This is a genomic window from Aerosakkonema funiforme FACHB-1375 (genome assembly GCF_014696265.1).
Classification (GTDB): domain Bacteria; phylum Cyanobacteriota; class Cyanobacteriia; order Cyanobacteriales; family Aerosakkonemataceae; genus Aerosakkonema; species Aerosakkonema funiforme_A.
This window is the reverse complement of sequence record NZ_JACJPW010000078.1, coordinates 1-16,359: the sequence shown is the minus strand read 5'-3', so window position 1 is coordinate 16,359 and position 16,359 is coordinate 1. Positions and strand designations below refer to the sequence as shown.

Genomic DNA, 16,359 nt, shown 5'->3' with positions numbered 1-16,359 from the left:
GTCCAAATTAATTCTAAATAACCACCATGCCAGCTAATTACGAACAACCCACCTATTTAGACAAGAGACTGCGCTATTTTGACGGTCAATTTTTAAAAGACCAAGACTTTATTGACGAGCAAAAATATCACGTCGATCGCACTCGCAGGCTGAGTCGAAGCTTGCAAGTTTCAGGAATTAGCGAAGGATTAGCAGTCACCGTAGCGGGAAACGATCGCGTCACCGTAAACCCAGGCTCAGGTGTTGACCCCAAAGGACGACTGATTGTTCTAGCAACACCAGAAGACGTTTCCCTCGTCAGCTACAGAAATCAGACAGTTTCCCTCTTTATTTCCTATCAAGAAATCGAGGCAGATCGGGCGCAGGAGGGAACTGAAGGCAATCGGCGTTGGCACGAAAAGCCGCTGATTCAAGTAGCCTTACAGAAGACAGCAGCCTTATCAGAAGCGATCGTGCTAGCCAATCTCAATGTTGATAAAGATGGTGTCGTAAAAATTGATAACTCCGTGCGTCAATATTCAGGCGTGTATCTGCCAGCCGCAGGTGGAAAAGGCCCAATTCTACGCTCCGGTGGAGATGGCGCTAGCAATAAAGCAGTCCTCACCGGAGATTTGAGCGTCAGTGGCACCCTAGAGGTAAATAGTCTTTCTATTGGATCGGGCGGCATCAACCTCAGCAATGCTGCTATTAATGGCAATCTTACTGCTAGTGGCAGCATCACTGGTAGCAGCCTCAGTGTTGGCACTGGCAATATCACCGCAGGTAGCGCCACCATTAATGGCAATCTTACTGCTAGTGGCAACATCACTGGTAGCAGCCTTAGTGTTGGTACTGGCAATATCACCGCAGGCAGTGGCACGATCAATGGCGATCTTACTGTTAATGGCAACATAATTGGCAGAAGTCTCTCTGTTGGCACAGGTACCATCACCGCAGGCAGCATCACTGGCAGCAGCCTATCTCTGGGCAATGGCAACATCAACGCAGGTAATATTGTTGCTGGAAGAATTACTTGTCAAAATGTCTGCGTTCAAGCAGTAGCTACCAATCCAATTAGCACAACATCGGTAACCTGGGTAGACTTACCTGATATGACACTTACAGTGACGACTGGAACTAATCCTATATTAATCTTATTTAAGATTGGAGGCGTTCAAGGACAAGGTGGCAAGATAGCACTCCAACCAGGATATACAAGAGCTAAATTTCGCTTGCTAATTGATGATGTGCAAAAAGCTTTTACTTGGGATGAATTTAATCTCAATCCTGGTTGGAGTCTCAGAGGTATAAGCTTGAACTGGATAGAAACTCTTTCATCTGCTCAACATATAATTAAAGTTCAATGGTCGAGCGATCAAGAGTCGGGCGGAACAATAACTGGTTGTGCTTATCAGAGTTCAAGGAATCTAATTGTTGTAGAGCTATGATGATGGAATATATTTCAATAATTGGAGGATTTCAACAGAGAAACGAGTGGCTTCAGAATCAAAACAAAGTACGAAATTAATTTGGGAGGGGAAAAGTTTCTTAAGTCAAGCTCCTAAGCATAAGAACCTTTACTCAACTCAAGTATGTAAGGAATAAATTGACCGATGAAAGAACAACTCCGACACCGCCTTCAATCGTTAAAAGCTGAATTTGAAGCAGGTCAAAAGATGCTGTCTGACTTAGAATCTCAACAGGTAAAAGTAAGAGAAACTCTTTTGCGAATCAGTGGTGCTATTCAGGTACTAGAAGAAGAACTTGCCAAAGCGGATAGTGAAGGTAATGGCTTGTATTCCGAGCAATTGGAGAGCATAGAACCGTTGATTGAGATGAACGATTCTAGATAAATTAAAGCCACAATTTGGAAGGGCATTAAAAAAGGAACAAGCAGTAATGGCGGAAACAACAAAAATTAGGAAGCCTGAAGATGCGATCGCGCACCTTCCCCACTTCGACGCTCTATTGCCATTACTGCGCCGATTAGATCGACATCTAGGACGAGCGATCGCTGCTATTGAAGTCGATCGCCATCCAAATGCTCCCATTCATCTCTATCGCGAATTGCAAGCTAACCTACAACAAATAGAAAAGTTGTCAGTGACGCAGCCTAGTTCCAACGGTTTTAAAGGGGAAGCCGAAAATTTAGATAAATCTTTACCCGACTTTGTACCGCCAGATTCGCACCTAGCACAGCTTCAGCAAACGTTTAAATTATCCACATTTGACCTCGATGCGATCGCGATCGTTCTCGCTCCAGAACTCGATCGCCGCTACGAACGCCTCTACGCCTACGTACAAGACGAAGAGCGTTATTTGCAACCTACTGTCGATCTCGTCCTCAAAATCCTTTGTCCGACAGCAACCGACAAACTCAGCCAACGCGATCGCTTTTCTCCAGACGCTCCCCTCATCCGCCATAAACTACTGTACCTTGTTGGCAACTCTAACCAAGCCAAACCGAGTCTACTAGCGCATAATATCTTACTCGACGAACAAGTTGTCCGCTTCCTACTCAACGAAAAAGGACTCGATTCTCGGTTAACACCTTTTTGCCAATTAATTCAGCCTGCTGTTGACTGGAACGATTTACGCTTGAAGGAATCCGTCAAACACGGTTTAAAAGCGATCGCTCAGGCGGGAAGGGGAAAAGGGGAAAAAGGGAAAAAGGGTGTGGAAGGAAATTTGGGATCGCAGCAAAACCCTGTTGCTCTTGAGGAATGCCCTTCGGATGGAGAAATAGGGGAGAGGAAAAACGGGACAATGGACAAATCCCCTCTTCCCCCGGAGCGCAGCGACTTGCGACTGTATTTCCAAGGAAGCGATCGCGCTCTTGCTCGCCACACCGCTGAAGCTATAGCCGCTGAACTTCAAATCCCCTTATTGACAGCCGATTTCGCCCGAATCATAGCTGCAAAAGTAGATTTCGAGCCTACTTTAAAGCTAATCCTCCGTCAAGCTTGGTTTGAAAATACCCTGCTTTATCTTGAGGGGGTAGAGATATTGCAAGAGGAAGAACACGCTATCTTATATCAAGATTTGCTCAATGCAATTGCTCAAACCAAGGGAATAACCATCCTAGCAGGCAAGCAACCTTGGAAGCCCGGAATAGAAGGTGTCTTGGGAATTTTGACGATACCTTTTACCGTTCCTGACTTTACCCAGCGTCGCCTAGAATGGCAAGAGCGTTTGGAGGAAGCCGGAATTTCTATTTCGCCAACCGACTTGGATGCTTTAAGCGATCGTTTCCGCCTTACTCCAGAGCAAATTGCCAACGCCGTTGTCACCGCTAGCAATACCATTCGCTGGAAAGCTGCGGCTGGAGAAACCGAGATTTCCTATAGCTCAATTGTATTTTCTGCTACCCGCGCTCAAGGCGGTCACGATCTAGCTGCACTTGCACGCAAAGTCGAACCTAAATATCGCTGGGATGATATTGTTCTACCACCCGATGCCCAAACCCAGCTTAGGGAAATTTGCAATCAAGCTAAACATCGACATCTGGTGTATGAAGAATGGGGGTTCGATCGGAAGTTATCTCTCGGTAAAGGGCAGAATGTTCTATTTTCTGGCTTACCGGGGACGGGAAAGACGATGGCGGCGGAAGTGATGGCAAGTGAATTACAGCTAGACCTTTATAAAATTGATTTATCCCAAATTGTCAGTAAATATATTGGCGATACAGAAAAAAATCTCAATCGCATCTTTAACGCCGCAGCTACTTCCAACGCTATTCTTTTATTTGACGAAGCAGATTCTCTATTTGGCAAGCGCACAGAAGTAAAAGAATCGCGCGATCGCTATGCCAATATTGAAGTTGGTTATCTATTGCAGAAAATGGAAGAATATGAAGGAATTGCCATTTTAACAACCAATGTTCGTAGCAATATAGATGATGCGTTCGTGCGACGACTGCGTTTTATAGTTGAGTTTCCCCTTCCTACCGAAAAGCAACGCCGCCAAATCTGGGAGAAAATTTGGCCTGACACCACACCTCGCAGTCCTCACATAGACCTAGATTTTTTAGCACGTAAGTTTGAAATTGGTGGTGCTAGCATCCGCAATGTTGCTTTAGCCGCCGCATTTCTAGCTGCTGATGAGGGTATACCCGTTCACATGAGTCATCTGATTCGTGCGATCCGCCGGGAGTATCAGAAGATGGGCAAGATATTGATGGAAGAAGAATTACAGCACACAGGGAATTGACATACTCCCGCCGTCAAGCTTCGCTGTGACGGGGGATTCTCCCAGAATCGCTTCTTGGGATTAGTAGCAAGGGTGAGACGACTTACCCCTCTTCTGTCACTCTCCGGGAGGCCGATCCCTAGAAGCCTTATGAGGCAATAGATACAAGCTATCGTTTTAGAAAAAAAAGGATCGGGAATTTGTTATTAGAAAAGAATCGCGCGATCGCTTGCTATACAAAAGCTCTAAAATTCAGAAATGACAAATGTTTTCGGAAAGTGACAGAAGAGGGTTACAGCGGTTTCCGCTGTAGTGAGGTACACTGAATATTCTGTAGCCGTTTGGATTAAATTGGTTTACTAATTGCTAGAAAATCCAGGGTTTGAGGCGATCGATTGTCGCCCAAATACTTCACCCCTACTCGGAACCAAACAATATTGCAAATTATCTTATAAACCGTAACAAAATAATTCACCCATTACATAAATTAATACCAAAAAACATCGCTAATACTTTTGGCTAACTTGTGATTTCTCACTCTTTTTAGACACCTTCAAAGCTTCATATGCTCTACAGCCTAAATGGAAGTAAAAAAATGGCGAGGCATAGAATATAAGTGTACTAATACACACTGGTACTCTAGTCTGGTAGAAGTACCCGCGCTATCAAAACCGATCGTCTAACCAAAGAGAGATTAAAACTGGGATTTTAACAATAAAATTAATTTCAAGGCGATCTGGGCAGGGGCCCAGATCTGGTTTCATCAGATCGCACCCTATATCAGCACTGTTTCAGAACCCCTCAATTTCAGTCATCTTTGGGGCCAAAAACCATCTGTAAAATCATTTGATCGCCGCCATCGCGGTGGTGTCTGTCCGCCCACTGGCGGATGACCTCATCTAACTCCTCCAAAGCGCGATCGACGCGATCGGGTGGAATATCCAACTCCTCCAAGATTCGCATCACATAGCGCTGTCGCTCTTGCCACCCCTTCATCAGACGGAAGTACCTGGCTGTATCTTCAACCATAATAAAAGTGCGCTCCTCGTCATCTGAGGGGGAGTAAGAAGCGCGGGTAAGAGCGTAGAAAGGCAGTCCCCAAGGACAATCTATGCGCGTCACCGTCCCGGCATAAATCAGGCGACGCTTGATATGTTCTGCCAAAGCTTCGCTCAGAGGTGTTCGCCTTTCCGATGGCAAGTCCTCCTGAGAGCGATTATGCAGAAATTCGATCAATTCCATGAACTGAAACGAATTGATCAGTTGAGCGTCAGGCAGGAGCGGCGGTAGTTTTTCCTCAATTTGTCTTTTCTCCTCAGAGGTGAGCGTCGTACCGGGAATGCGCGGTCGCCCCGGCATCCAGGGATACTGTTCCATCCAGACATAGGGAAACTGAATCAGATAGCGAGGTTCTTGGGAACCGAGCATCTTCAGCAGTTTACCTTGAGTCAGCGCTTCTCTGACTTCTTCAACTATCGCCTTAACCCGCTTCGGCTCAATATGGTGCAGGTGACCGGTCATTCGCAGGTTTTGGCCCTGCTCCAGATAGGTCATATAAATGGCACATTTTGCTGCTGTCGCAGCTGCATCCAGAAACGCCCCATGCCTGTGCCCACTCGTTCTCATGGCACTGAAGGCCAGATATAGCATGATCTGATCCATTGCACTAGGGCTGAGGCGTTTGATCAGATCGAGGTCTTTGCTCATGTTAGAAGGTATGGTATCGCATAGATACAAAATTATGAGGCACGGACGATCTTTTCATCTTAGTGGATAAACAGACCGTTTACGCTATTTGCAGAACCCATTTAGGTGAGAGCCTGTAGATGCACTAGAAATGAAATGATTGCTTTCCCGCACTCATTATTTCTCGTTTTATGACTTTTAAGTCAAGTTTAAGACGAACCCTGCTTTCCAAAATTTAGCCGATCTGGGGGGTGAAAGCCCACTCATTCCCAAACAAAACGGTTTTTTAGTCCCAAACCTGGGAATCGGGTCGGAGGGCACAGCTAAGAATTTTTGCCCACGATCTTTTTTGTTGGGTGACAAACCTTGGCAAGCGCGATCGGTGTCTGTTAATAACACCTACCGCGCTTAGCAAGGTTTTGTCGGTTATTCAGCTATTTCACATCGAAGGGTTCCTACAGAGATAGAGGTTAATCTTACGATGTGATATAATTGTGTCACTATTATGGCTTTTTGTGACTGCGTTTAGCCTAAAATAGCCATTGCCCATATATGTCGTCTGCCGATTTGACACGCTTGGGTGCGAAAAAGCGCTAATCTTCTTTGCTTCTCTCTAAAAAATGTGGAGTAAAAGCTATCAACTTTCAGCCTTGCTCGACAAGCAAAGGTTGAAAGCGCAAATTTAGCTCATTTGCATTCGTCTCTTCCACTACCCCTGTGAATGCAACCAGCAGCTACGAAGTTTCGATCTAGTGGCAGTTTTTGAGATACAAATTGTTCGCCGCTATTAAAATCCAAATTTCTGGTTGAGGCTGACCCAATATTTTGGGAAATAGGGGTGAATAGAACTAAGAGAAAACCCATCCAAACGACAGAGTTGTGATGTCCCATAAAAATCGTTTTATCCGCATCTCTATTTCCTGTTACGGAAACTCGGATGTAGGATCGGGACAAATTTTTATAGTTGACTAAAAATTTATTTATTGCGAAAACAGTATCGGAATTTACGTACTCAATCCAGAATTGACAAACGTTTCAAATTACGCATTTTCAGAGGATAATAAATTAGTGAACGGTAAGATAGACTCAGTTAAAATCGAGGTTCACAAATGTGTAATTAATCAATATAAAGGTAAACAAGAGAGATTTATATCAATGGGATTATGCTAAAAAATGGAGAAGCAATCACCAGAGTATTCAAACTGTAAGAATAAAATCACCGTAAAAGTAATAAACAAAATAGATTTCCCGGATCGGGCTGTCGAAGTCTGGCCTTCCGCAATCCTAGAAATGCCCTCTACCTTTGGGTCTTTCTTCTCTTTCTTCTATAACTAGCCAAGAGCAACGCACAAAATGGTAAAGTCTAATATCGGTGGGCGAAAAAGGATTAATATGAAAGCGCAAGTATTCAGAGGAGTAGATCGGCTCAGCTACGAAGAGGTGCCCATACCGGAACTGCAAGCGGATGAGGTGCTTGTACAGGTGCAGGTAGTTGGCTTGTGTCAGTCGGATATCAAAAAAATTCGCTATCCGCTTTACGAACCGCCGCGCATCTTCGGACACGAAACAGCCGGTGTCATTTCCGCTGTGGGAGAAGGGGTAAAAAACTGGCAAGTGGGACAGCGAGTTGTCGTGATGCACCATATTCCCTGTATGCGCTGCGAATACTGCCTCAATGACAACTTTTCGATGTGCGATGTCTACAAAAACGTCACGACAACGGCTGGTTTTGCTCCTAGCGGCGGTGGCTTTGCAGAATATGTGAAGGTTCCGGGTCACATCGTTCGCAACGGGGGATTGATCCCAATACCGGATGGGGTAACTTTTGAGCAGGCTAGTTTTGTTGAGCCGACTAACTGCTGTCTCAAGGCGGTGAAAAAAGCTCAAATTGCGCCCGGACAAACGGTATTGATCGCCGGTGCGGGGCCGATCGGACTGATGTTCGCAATGTTGGTAAAATATTTCGGTGCTAAGGCGATCGCTACCGATTTGCTGCCGTCTCGCATCGAGAAAGCCCTTGCCGTGGGGGCAGAAGCTGCGTTTGATGCCCGCGACCCAGAGTTACCGACAAAAATCAAAGCCCTGACGGGAGGTATGGGAGTCGATACTGCTTTGCTGGCAGTTCCCAGCGAAAAAGCTTTTTTCCAAGCGCTCGACTGCACGCGCAAAGGCGGTAAAATCCTATTTTTTGCGGAGTTTCCAGATGAGGTGGAAATTCCCATCAATCCCAATATCCTTTACCGTCGAGAAATTGATTTGATCGGCAGCTACAGCTCTTCCTATCGCCTGCAATCTCTGGCATCGGATATTGTGTTCAACCGAAGAATTGATGTGGATGCGTTGATTAGCGATCGCTATCCTCTTCAAGATCTAGCAATAGCTGTGCAACAGGCGATCGCCCCAAGCCCAGAAACTTACAAAATTTTGATTTACCCTTAACTATCGTTAATCTCTAGCGCTCTTCCGGCCTTCCCTGTTTCCGCATCTAACTGAATAGGTATTCTTTGCGCTCAAAATGAGTATCTCTTGAGTGTTTAGGTCAGTGCTATAATATAATATGCCAATTTATTTATTTTTTCCTCATACCGAGGTCTAATATGCTGTCACATAGTCTGTCTTCATTAATCTAACTCAGGCGATACGCAAAGAATTATGGAAACACCAGCCCCCACCCGTGGGCAATTAGAGCGAACTCTGTCACAACGTATCCAAGCTCTATATCGCAATCAGCTGGGCCATCAGCCCAGCCAAGTGACTTGCGAGATTTTTGATACAAAAATTGTCATAGTATTGGAAGATGCCGTTACTCAACCAGAACAAGTTCTGGTGAACAACGGTCAGCAGGAGTTGGCCGAGCAGGTAAGGTCGGATTTAAATGCGGCAATTCAACCACAACTGAAGGATTTAATCGAAGAAGTTGTGGGAGTTGATGTAGTGGATTTGCTCAGCGATGCCAAACTAGATACAGGTCGTACTGGTACGATCGTAATATTGAGTGCGGAGCCTCAAGTCAGGGATTCTTCCGCTAGCTCGAAGCGCCGCAAGTAAACCGAGTTTAATTTAGGTAGCGACGGAGAATAACTTCTAAATCGTCAACTACATAGGGTTTGGTAATGTAATCATTACAACCTGCGGCGATAATGTTAGCTCGGTCTTCTGCTCTTGCCAAAGCGGTAACTGCGACGATGGGAATCTTCTTTGTACGGGGATCTTGTCTGAGACGAGTGACAATCTCTATTCCGTTGAGGTCGGGCAGCATAATATCAAGCAGAATCAGATCGGGTTGATGACTTTGTGCTAGTGCGATTGCTGTCTCGCCGGTGTCAGCAGTGAGGAAAGCGCAGCCAACCAGCTCAAGCGTAAAACTTATCAAAATCAAATTATCTTCATTGTCATCGACAGCTAAAACTAATGGTCTTTGGGCAACAGATTGAATGCTGTCGCCAAGAGAAAATTCCATATCCATTCTTTGTTTGGGGGAAGTTGTAAATTTGTTGTGCAAGCTTTGAGGTAGGGCTGGACGAGGCATTCCTCAAGCGGCAAGCATAGAAGTTATCAGCTTACGTTCTCCCTACAAAAGGGAGAGCTAAGATGTTGGCGCTTGAAACAGATTGGCTCGTATAAAAGTATGAACGATAAACAGCTAAATTCATACTTTTTACATCACCATGCTAGCTAATGCAGATATTTTAGTGTAAAAAAGCTAAAAAATGAATATTTTGTCCCAAATAAGGTAAAGTTGGGCCTCGCTTGCGAATACATTAAATCCCAGCCACAAACTGTAATCTAGAACACTGGAAACTGGGATGAGGGGCTAAGGCGTAGGGAAACAGAGGGTGACGGCATTAAGGATAGAAATGCTTACAGAGTAAGGATGAGAGTAACCAATTAGGTTTAATCATCACACTATATAGGGGAGAGTTGAATAAATAAAATTTATTACTCAGTTGGTGGCCATAATTTACCTAGAAACGCTCGCTCGCTCCGTGCGATCGACAAAAGCTGGTTCGATAAAAAACTTAGCACGTCTCCCAGCCTTGATGGAAGTACTTATTGTTGTGCTTTGTGCCAGTTTTTTTCGTTTGAACTAGGAATAACAGCTATTCTTAGATAACAGCGATGATTGCTTGCTGTTTTGTAAATACTTCTTCAGGCTAATTTTGAAAATTGTGCTCCTTGCTACGCTCAAAGTGGATAGCTAAAAATTTTTTTGCTATTAGGAGCCGATCTCTATGGATATGCCCGCAACAAAACTGACGAGACAGCAATTGGAACAAATTTTTTCGCAGCGTATTCAACAATTGTACCATAGCAGAGTTGGGCATCAACCCGATCGAGTATCTTGCCAACTCTTTGACAACAAACTTGCCATCGTGTTGGAAAATGCGATATCCCGTCCGGTACAACTTTTAGCGGAGAACGATCGCAGCAATTTAGCGCAGCAGGTAAGATTAAATGTTGACGCCGCTCTTAAGCCAGAGCTGGTGCAGATCGTAGAAGATGTCCTGGGCGTAGAAGCTTTAGACTTGCTCACCGATACCAGTATAGAAACCGGTCGCACCGGCATTATCGCTGTCTTAGCAGTTGCACCTACAGATAGGGATACTACTTTCGTCCCGCCAGTCAAACTAGAGACGGTATCCGCAGATGGCGATAGATGACCGTTTCTAGATCTTCAAGCATATAGGGTTTGCTGATGTAGCCATTACAACCAGCTGCCATAATTCGATCGCAATCTTCTTCTTTTGCCAAAGCTGTGACTGCTACAATAGGTATTGTTTTTGTTTGCGAATGCTGCTTTAGCCGAGAAATCGCCTCAACACCATCTAAGTCAGGTAGAACAATATCCAGTAAGATGAGATCCGGTTGATAAAGTTCAGCTAAGATTATAGCTGTTTCGCCGTTGGCCGCTGCGATCGAGGAGCAATTAAACAACTGTTCGACAGCTAGAGAAATTAGCAGTAAATTATCTTCATTATCATCCACTACCAACACTAGAGGACGACTCGCAGTAAACGGTGCGGTATGTTTCGAGGAAAATTGCATATCATCCACGCTCTGTTTTCAGCGGAAACTGTAGATTAGAGAAATTGCAGTCTGAAAAAGAGTGGACGAGGCATTCCCTAAGCGGCACTATCAAAACTTCCCAAATCGGGGCTAAACTCAGAGCTATAGGAAGAGAGTGGCGCTTGCAATGGACTGGCTCGCATCCATTTGACAATTTTTGGTTGTCTTTGGTCAAACCGGGTAAGTGGGGCTCACCTCTAAGGGTGGCATCACCTACCTGTAAGTTAGGTTAACACAAATATCGAAAATACTTAATTCTTTATTAAAATTTACCAGTGCGACACAATACAAACTAAAAGCGCAGCATTTCTACACATACGGCTGCCAATCTGTGTGAAAGAATAATATATAGACGGGGATCGTGGAATCTTAGATTTTAAATGAAAATCTAAAACCGACATAGTAACGCGGGTAGCTCGGCAAGAGATGCAGAAAGTCTCAGGACTACCCTAATTTATCAGTGGAATTGGAGATACCGAAACAATGGCTATTGCCACCATAAACCCAGCTACGGGAGAAACGCTTCAAACCTTCACACCCCTGACGGAAGCGGAAATAGAAGGGAAACTGGATCTGGCACAAAAGGCGTTTGTGGAATATCGCAACACCCCTTTTGCCCAAAGAGCCGAGTGGATGAACGAAGCTGCTAGAATTTTGGAGCGAGATCGCGATCGTTTTGCCAAAATCATGACTTTGGAAATGGGCAAACCGATTAAAGGTGCGATCGCGGAAGTTGACAAATGCGCCTTAGTATGCCGTTACTACGCCGAACGTGCGGCGGAATTCCTAGCAGATGTCCCCGCATCAACCGATGCCAGCTCGAGCTTTGTGAAATACGAGCCGTTGGGGATAATCTTAGCAGTTATGCCTTGGAATTTCCCCTTCTGGCAAGTTTTCCGTTTTGCCGCACCCGCGCTGATGGCCGGGAACGTGGGTATATTGAAACACGCATCCAACGTACCTCAATGCGCTTTGGCAATTGAGGAGATTTTCAAAGCAGCGGGATTTCCAGCGGGAGTATTTCAAACCTTGCTGGTGGGGTCGGATAAAGTTGCAGCTATTATTGCAGACGATCGCGTTAAAGCAGCCACTCTCACCGGCAGCGAAGCAGCTGGTATTTCTCTCGCTGTCGCTGCTAGCAAGCAGATCAAAAAAACGGTCTTGGAATTGGGAGGCAGCGATCCGTTTATCGTTTTGGAAAGTGCCGATTTGTCAGCAGCAGTTTCCACAGCAGTTGCGGCGCGGATGCTCAATAACGGACAATCTTGTATAGCGGCAAAACGCTTTATTTTGCACTCATCGATCGCAGACGAATTTGAACAGCGCTTCCTAGAGAAATTTCAAGCTTTAAAAATTGGCGATCCGATGAATCCGGAAACGGATCTTGGCCCCTTGGCAACTCCAGGCATCGTCCAAGATTTAGATGGGTTAGTGCAAACCTGCATCGCCAAAGGCGCAAAAGTTCTCACTGGCGGAAAACCCTTGTCCGATCGTCCGGGTAACTTCTACCCTGCCACAATTTTGACAGACTTTCCACCCGGTACTCCAGCTGATAACGAAGAATTTTTTGGCCCAGTAGCCCTCTTATTCCGAGTAGCAGACATTGACGAAGCAATAGCACGCGCTAACGCCATTCCCTTTGGACTGGGAGCCAGTGCCTGGACTACAGTGGAGAAAGAGCGCGATCGCTTAATTTCGGAACTAGAAGCGGGTGCAGTATTTATCAACGGCCTAGTCAAATCCGATCCCCGTCTGCCTTTTGGCGGGATAAAACGTTCCGGATACGGACGAGAACTGGGCGTGCAAGGAATTCATGAGTTTGTCAACATCAAAACCGTGTGGGTGAAATAATATGGGCGAAATGAATACAGCGGAATTATTAGTGCGGTGTCTGGAAAACGAAGGGGTAAAATATGTTTTTGGTTTACCCGGTGAAGAAAATCTGCACGTTTTGGAAGCGATCGCACATTCTTCTATACAATTTATTACCACCCGCCACGAACAGGGTGCAGCTTTTATGGCCGATGTCTACGGTCGTTTAACGGGAAAAGCGGGCGTTTGCCTTTCTACTCTAGGCCCTGGTGCTACCAACTTGATGACTGGTGTCGCCGATGCCAATCTAGATGGTGCCCCTCTCGTGGCAATTACCGGCCAGGTAGGAACAGACCGGATGCACAAAGAATCGCACCAATATCTGGATTTGGTGGCTATGTTTGCCCCGGTAACTAAATGGAATGCCCAAATTGTCAGACCCAGCATTGCACCGGAAGTTGTCCGCAAAGCGTTTAAAATCTCTCAAACAGAAAAACCGGGGGCAGTGCATATCGATGTGCCAGAAAACATTGCCGCTATGCCTGTAACGGGCGAACCTCTCAACAAAGGCGATGTGGAAAAAACTTTTGCCTCTTTTCGCAGTATCGAACAAGCAGCACAGCTAATTTCTCAATCCAAAAATCCGTTAATTTTAGTGGGAAATGGTGCGATCCGCGCCAACGCCAGTCAAGCGGTGACGGAATTTGCTACTAAAATGAATATTCCTGTCGCGAATACTTTTATGGGTAAAGGTGTGATTCCTTATACTCATCCGCTGGCGTTGTGGGCGGTGGGATTGCAATTGCGCGATTACATTAACTGCGGTTTCGATAACACGGATTTGGTAATTGCGATCGGTTACGATTTAATCGAATATTCGCCCAAGCGGTGGAATCCCGATAGCAAGATTCAAATCGTTCATATTAGCACCAGTCACGCCGAAATTGATAGCAATTATCTTCCGCTTGTGGAAGTTGTGGGGGATATTTCCGATTCGTTAGATGAAATCTTGCAACGGGCCGATCGGACTGGTAAACCCGACCCCTACGCTTTGGAATTGCGGGATGATATTCGCGCAGATTACGAAAAATATGCTAACGATACTGGTTTTCCCATTAAGCCGCAAAAACTAATTTATGACTTGCGACAAGTGATGCAATCGGAAGATATCGTTATTTGCGATGTCGGAGCCCATAAAATGTGGATGGCGCGACACTATCACTGCGAACGTCCCAATACTTGCCTGATTTCTAACGGTTTTGCAGCGATGGGAATTGCCATTCCAGGTGCGATCGCCGCTAAATTAGTTGCCCCGGAAAAACAAGTAGTTGCCGTTACCGGTGATGGCGGATTTATGATGAATTGCCAAGAACTGGAAACAGCTCTGCGCGTCGGCACGAATTTTGTTACCATCATTTTCAATGATGGCGGCTATGGCTTGATCGAGTGGAAGCAAGAAAACCAAATGGGTCGATCGGCTTTTGTCAAATTCGGTAATCCCGATTTTGTCAAATTTGCCGAAAGTATGGGCTTAAAAGGATACCGAGTGGAATCTACTGCTGATTTTATTCCTATCTTGAAAACCGCCCTTGCCCAAAACGTTCCTGCTGTGATAGATTGCCCGGTTGACTATCGAGAAAATCTCCGCTTCACTCAGAAAGCCGGAGAATTGAGTTGCGCTATCTAGTATCCGCAATTCGAGAAACCCGGTTTTTCTAAAAAACCGGGTTTCTGACCGCGACAACGCATCAAAATCAATTTTGTCGCATAGAGAATAGTAGGGTGGGGAATGCCCACCATTCCCGTATCGAAAAGCTGATAGGCATTTTGGTGGGCAATGCCCACCCTACGTTTAATTCTGCTAATTGAATTAAAAATAGTTAGGCAACTAAAGTTCTTCGTCTTGTTCCTCTTCGTCTTCTTCCTCCTCATCTTCAAAGCGTTCCCAACCCCAGCGATCGGCAACCATAAAAAAGATAGATTTAGCTAGATTGATATCGATATCTTCCGCTAAACCTACCAGTTTGCTTGACTCGCCCTCGCTATCTTCATAGTAGATGAAAAAGCCGCCAGCTTTGCGCTCTCGCAGCGTAAGCACGCTGCCATCTTCATAACTAACTGTCAAAATGCTTGCGGCCATCGGTCACCCCTTTAAGTCAGAACTAATATCAGAATATAATAATTGAAAACAAGCGATCGCTCTCATACGATCGCTTTGTTCAACGCAATTGTTTCCTTATCCTTGATGAGTGGGAAAAAAGTTGCGCTTCCTCAAAACACAGAAAACCAAATTTTTAATGAAAGTCGCCACTTGGAATGTTAATTCAATACGTACCCGCCTAGAGCAGGTGGTCAATTGGTTGCAGTCAAATCCTGTAGATGTTTTGTGTTTGCAAGAAACCAAAGTGCAAGATGCAGAATTTCCGCGATCGCCCTGGGAAAATTTAGGGTATCACCTCTACATTTGGGGACAAAAATCCTACAACGGTGTCGCCATCCTCAGCCGCAAACCTCTAGAAGAAGTCAGTGCCGGATTTGCCCCGATTTTGGGTATTTCAGAATTTGACGAACAGAAACGGGTAATTACTGGCGTTGTAGATAATGTTCGGATCGTCAACCTCTACGTTCCCAACGGTTCCGAAGTCGGTAGCGAAAAATATGTTTACAAGCTCAGCTGGCTAAAAGTGTTGCGCGAGTACCTGCAAGCGCTGCTGGAAAAACAACCCAGCGCGATGTGCGTCTGCGGTGACTTCAACATTGCCCTCGAAGATAAAGATATTCACAACCCAAAAGGGCGAGAAAAAATGGTGATGGCGACAGATTTAGAACGCCAAGCTTTGCAGACAGTTTTAGAATTGGGATTAGCCGATGCTTTTCGCAAATTCACCCAAGAAGGTGGCAATTTTAGTTGGTGGGACTATCGATCGGCTGCTTTTCGAGGCAACAGGGGTTGGCGTATAGACCATCACTATTTGACACCAGAGTTGTACGATCGCGCGATCGCTTGCACAATTGATGTTACCCCTAGAGCGCTAACCCAACCCAGCGACCACGCACCGACGATCGTGGAATTTTAATCGCTACACTCGAAATGTAGAAAGCGATCGATCGGAGGTCAGCTTGGTAGATTCTGCCAGACAGAAAGCAAGACAACTAGCTCATCAGTTTTTTGTGCAGGATAACCCCACAGGTTGGTTCGACGTTTTGTACGCAAGTGCAAATGGGGACGATCGAGCCGTACCGTGGGCTGATATGACCGTCAATCCCAACTTCGCTGATTGGATTGAGCTACACAATCTTAGGGGAGAAGGCAAAAAAGCGCTCGTCATCGGTTGCGGTTTGGGAGACGATGCTGAAGAATTAGCTCGTTTGGGATTCGATGTAGTCGCTTTTGACCGAAAAGCGAGACGCAAGCCCCTGGCTTTAGACATGGGGATAAGTCGATAAGCGACTTTAGTCGCCGTCTCGATTTCCGTTTAGACTCGAATTGCGTTAAACTAATTGACGTAGAGGTTTTCCGAGTCAAATGATAGTTTTAGAATTTAAAGCTCAAGGGAAAACAACTCAATACCAAGCCATTGATGAAGCAATTAGGACTGCTCAATTTGTGCGAAATAAATGTCTCCG

General features: G+C 45.4%; 15 protein-coding genes and 1 pseudogene. 11 read left to right on the top strand and 5 right to left on the bottom strand.

The genetic code is table 11. The features are described from left to right. The first annotated feature begins 26 nt into the window (after nucleotides 1-26). From H6G03_RS25290 to H6G03_RS25280, 3 genes are all read left to right on the top strand, one after another. Nucleotides 27-1,427: a hypothetical protein gene (locus H6G03_RS25290; RefSeq protein WP_190470397.1), complete on the top strand. Its 1,401-nt coding sequence runs from the start codon at nucleotides 27-29 to the stop codon at nucleotides 1,425-1,427. Between the two features lie 165 nt (nucleotides 1,428-1,592). Continuing rightward, nucleotides 1,593-1,832 (top strand): hypothetical protein, encoded by a 240-nt coding sequence (locus tag H6G03_RS25285; RefSeq protein WP_190470394.1) that lies wholly within the window; start codon nucleotides 1,593-1,595, stop codon nucleotides 1,830-1,832. Between the two features lie 46 nt (nucleotides 1,833-1,878). Further along, nucleotides 1,879-4,188 (top strand): ATP-binding protein, encoded by a 2,310-nt coding sequence (locus H6G03_RS25280; protein WP_190470392.1) that lies wholly within the window; start codon nucleotides 1,879-1,881, stop codon nucleotides 4,186-4,188. Between the two features lie 786 nt (nucleotides 4,189-4,974). On the opposite strand, the gene hetR is transcribed toward H6G03_RS25280, so the two are convergent. Then, nucleotides 4,975-5,874 (bottom strand): heterocyst differentiation master regulator HetR, encoded by a 900-nt coding sequence (hetR, locus tag H6G03_RS25275; protein WP_190470389.1) that lies wholly within the window; start codon nucleotides 5,872-5,874, stop codon nucleotides 4,975-4,977. 1,371 nt (nucleotides 5,875-7,245) lie between these two features. Between hetR and H6G03_RS25270 the strand changes: the two genes are divergently transcribed. Next, a complete protein-coding gene (locus H6G03_RS25270; protein WP_190470457.1) occupies nucleotides 7,246-8,292 on the top strand; it encodes a zinc-dependent dehydrogenase in 1,047 nt (348 codons plus the stop codon). 213 nt (nucleotides 8,293-8,505) lie between these two features. After that, nucleotides 8,506-8,901 carry a DUF2294 domain-containing protein gene (locus tag H6G03_RS25265; protein WP_190470386.1) on the top strand — a complete coding sequence of 132 codons (396 nt, stop codon included), beginning with the start codon at nucleotides 8,506-8,508 and terminating at the stop codon, nucleotides 8,899-8,901. Nucleotides 8,902-8,908: 7 nt separating this feature from the next. Here the strand turns inward: H6G03_RS25265 and H6G03_RS25260 are convergent, their stop codons facing one another. Then, complete coding sequence (locus H6G03_RS25260) at nucleotides 8,909-9,313, bottom strand: response regulator (RefSeq protein WP_190470383.1); 405 nt, start codon at nucleotides 9,311-9,313, stop codon at nucleotides 8,909-8,911. A 772-nt stretch (nucleotides 9,314-10,085) separates the two neighbouring features. Between H6G03_RS25260 and H6G03_RS25255 the strand changes: the two genes are divergently transcribed. Further along, nucleotides 10,086-10,514, top strand: a complete 429-nt coding sequence (locus tag H6G03_RS25255; RefSeq protein WP_190470380.1) for a DUF2294 domain-containing protein — start codon at nucleotides 10,086-10,088, stop codon at nucleotides 10,512-10,514. On the opposite strand, the gene H6G03_RS25250 is transcribed toward H6G03_RS25255, so the two are convergent. Further along, nucleotides 10,477-10,899 (bottom strand): response regulator, encoded by a 423-nt coding sequence (locus tag H6G03_RS25250; RefSeq protein WP_190470377.1) that lies wholly within the window; start codon nucleotides 10,897-10,899, stop codon nucleotides 10,477-10,479. The two genes, H6G03_RS25255 and H6G03_RS25250, sit on opposite strands and share 38 nt — an antisense overlap. 504 nt (nucleotides 10,900-11,403) lie before the next feature. On the opposite strand from H6G03_RS25250, the gene H6G03_RS25245 reads away from it, so the two are divergent. Both H6G03_RS25245 and H6G03_RS25240 read left to right on the top strand, forming a co-directional pair. Further along, nucleotides 11,404-12,771 (top strand): NAD-dependent succinate-semialdehyde dehydrogenase, encoded by a 1,368-nt coding sequence (locus H6G03_RS25245; RefSeq protein ID WP_190470372.1) that lies wholly within the window; start codon nucleotides 11,404-11,406, stop codon nucleotides 12,769-12,771. Nucleotides 12,772-12,781: 10 nt separating this feature from the next. Further along, a complete protein-coding gene (locus tag H6G03_RS25240; protein ID WP_190470455.1) occupies nucleotides 12,782-14,419 on the top strand; it encodes an acetolactate synthase large subunit in 1,638 nt (545 codons plus the stop codon). Here the strand turns inward: H6G03_RS25240 and H6G03_RS25235 are convergent. Continuing rightward, nucleotides 14,416-14,577: a hypothetical protein gene (locus H6G03_RS25235; protein ID WP_190470369.1), complete on the bottom strand. Its 162-nt coding sequence runs from the start codon at nucleotides 14,575-14,577 to the stop codon at nucleotides 14,416-14,418. The two genes, H6G03_RS25240 and H6G03_RS25235, sit on opposite strands and share 4 nt — an antisense overlap. 43 nt (nucleotides 14,578-14,620) lie before the next feature. Continuing rightward, nucleotides 14,621-14,872: a hypothetical protein gene (locus H6G03_RS25230; RefSeq protein WP_190470366.1), complete on the bottom strand. Its 252-nt coding sequence runs from the start codon at nucleotides 14,870-14,872 to the stop codon at nucleotides 14,621-14,623. Between the two features lie 157 nt (nucleotides 14,873-15,029). Here H6G03_RS25230 and xth point away from each other — a divergent pair, with 157 nt between their 5' ends. The 3 genes and pseudogenes from xth to H6G03_RS38255 form a co-directional block, all read left to right on the top strand. Beyond that, on the top strand, nucleotides 15,030-15,809 hold the full coding sequence (xth, locus tag H6G03_RS25225; protein WP_190470364.1) for an exodeoxyribonuclease III: 780 nt from the start codon (nucleotides 15,030-15,032) through the stop codon (nucleotides 15,807-15,809). 43 nt (nucleotides 15,810-15,852) lie between these two features. Further along, nucleotides 15,853-16,179 carry a class I SAM-dependent methyltransferase gene (locus H6G03_RS25220; protein WP_190470362.1) on the top strand — a complete coding sequence of 109 codons (327 nt, stop codon included), beginning with the start codon at nucleotides 15,853-15,855 and terminating at the stop codon, nucleotides 16,177-16,179. Nucleotides 16,180-16,258: 79 nt separating this feature from the next. After that, nucleotides 16,259-16,359 (top strand): annotated as a pseudogene (locus H6G03_RS38255) (transposase); the annotation flags it as partial.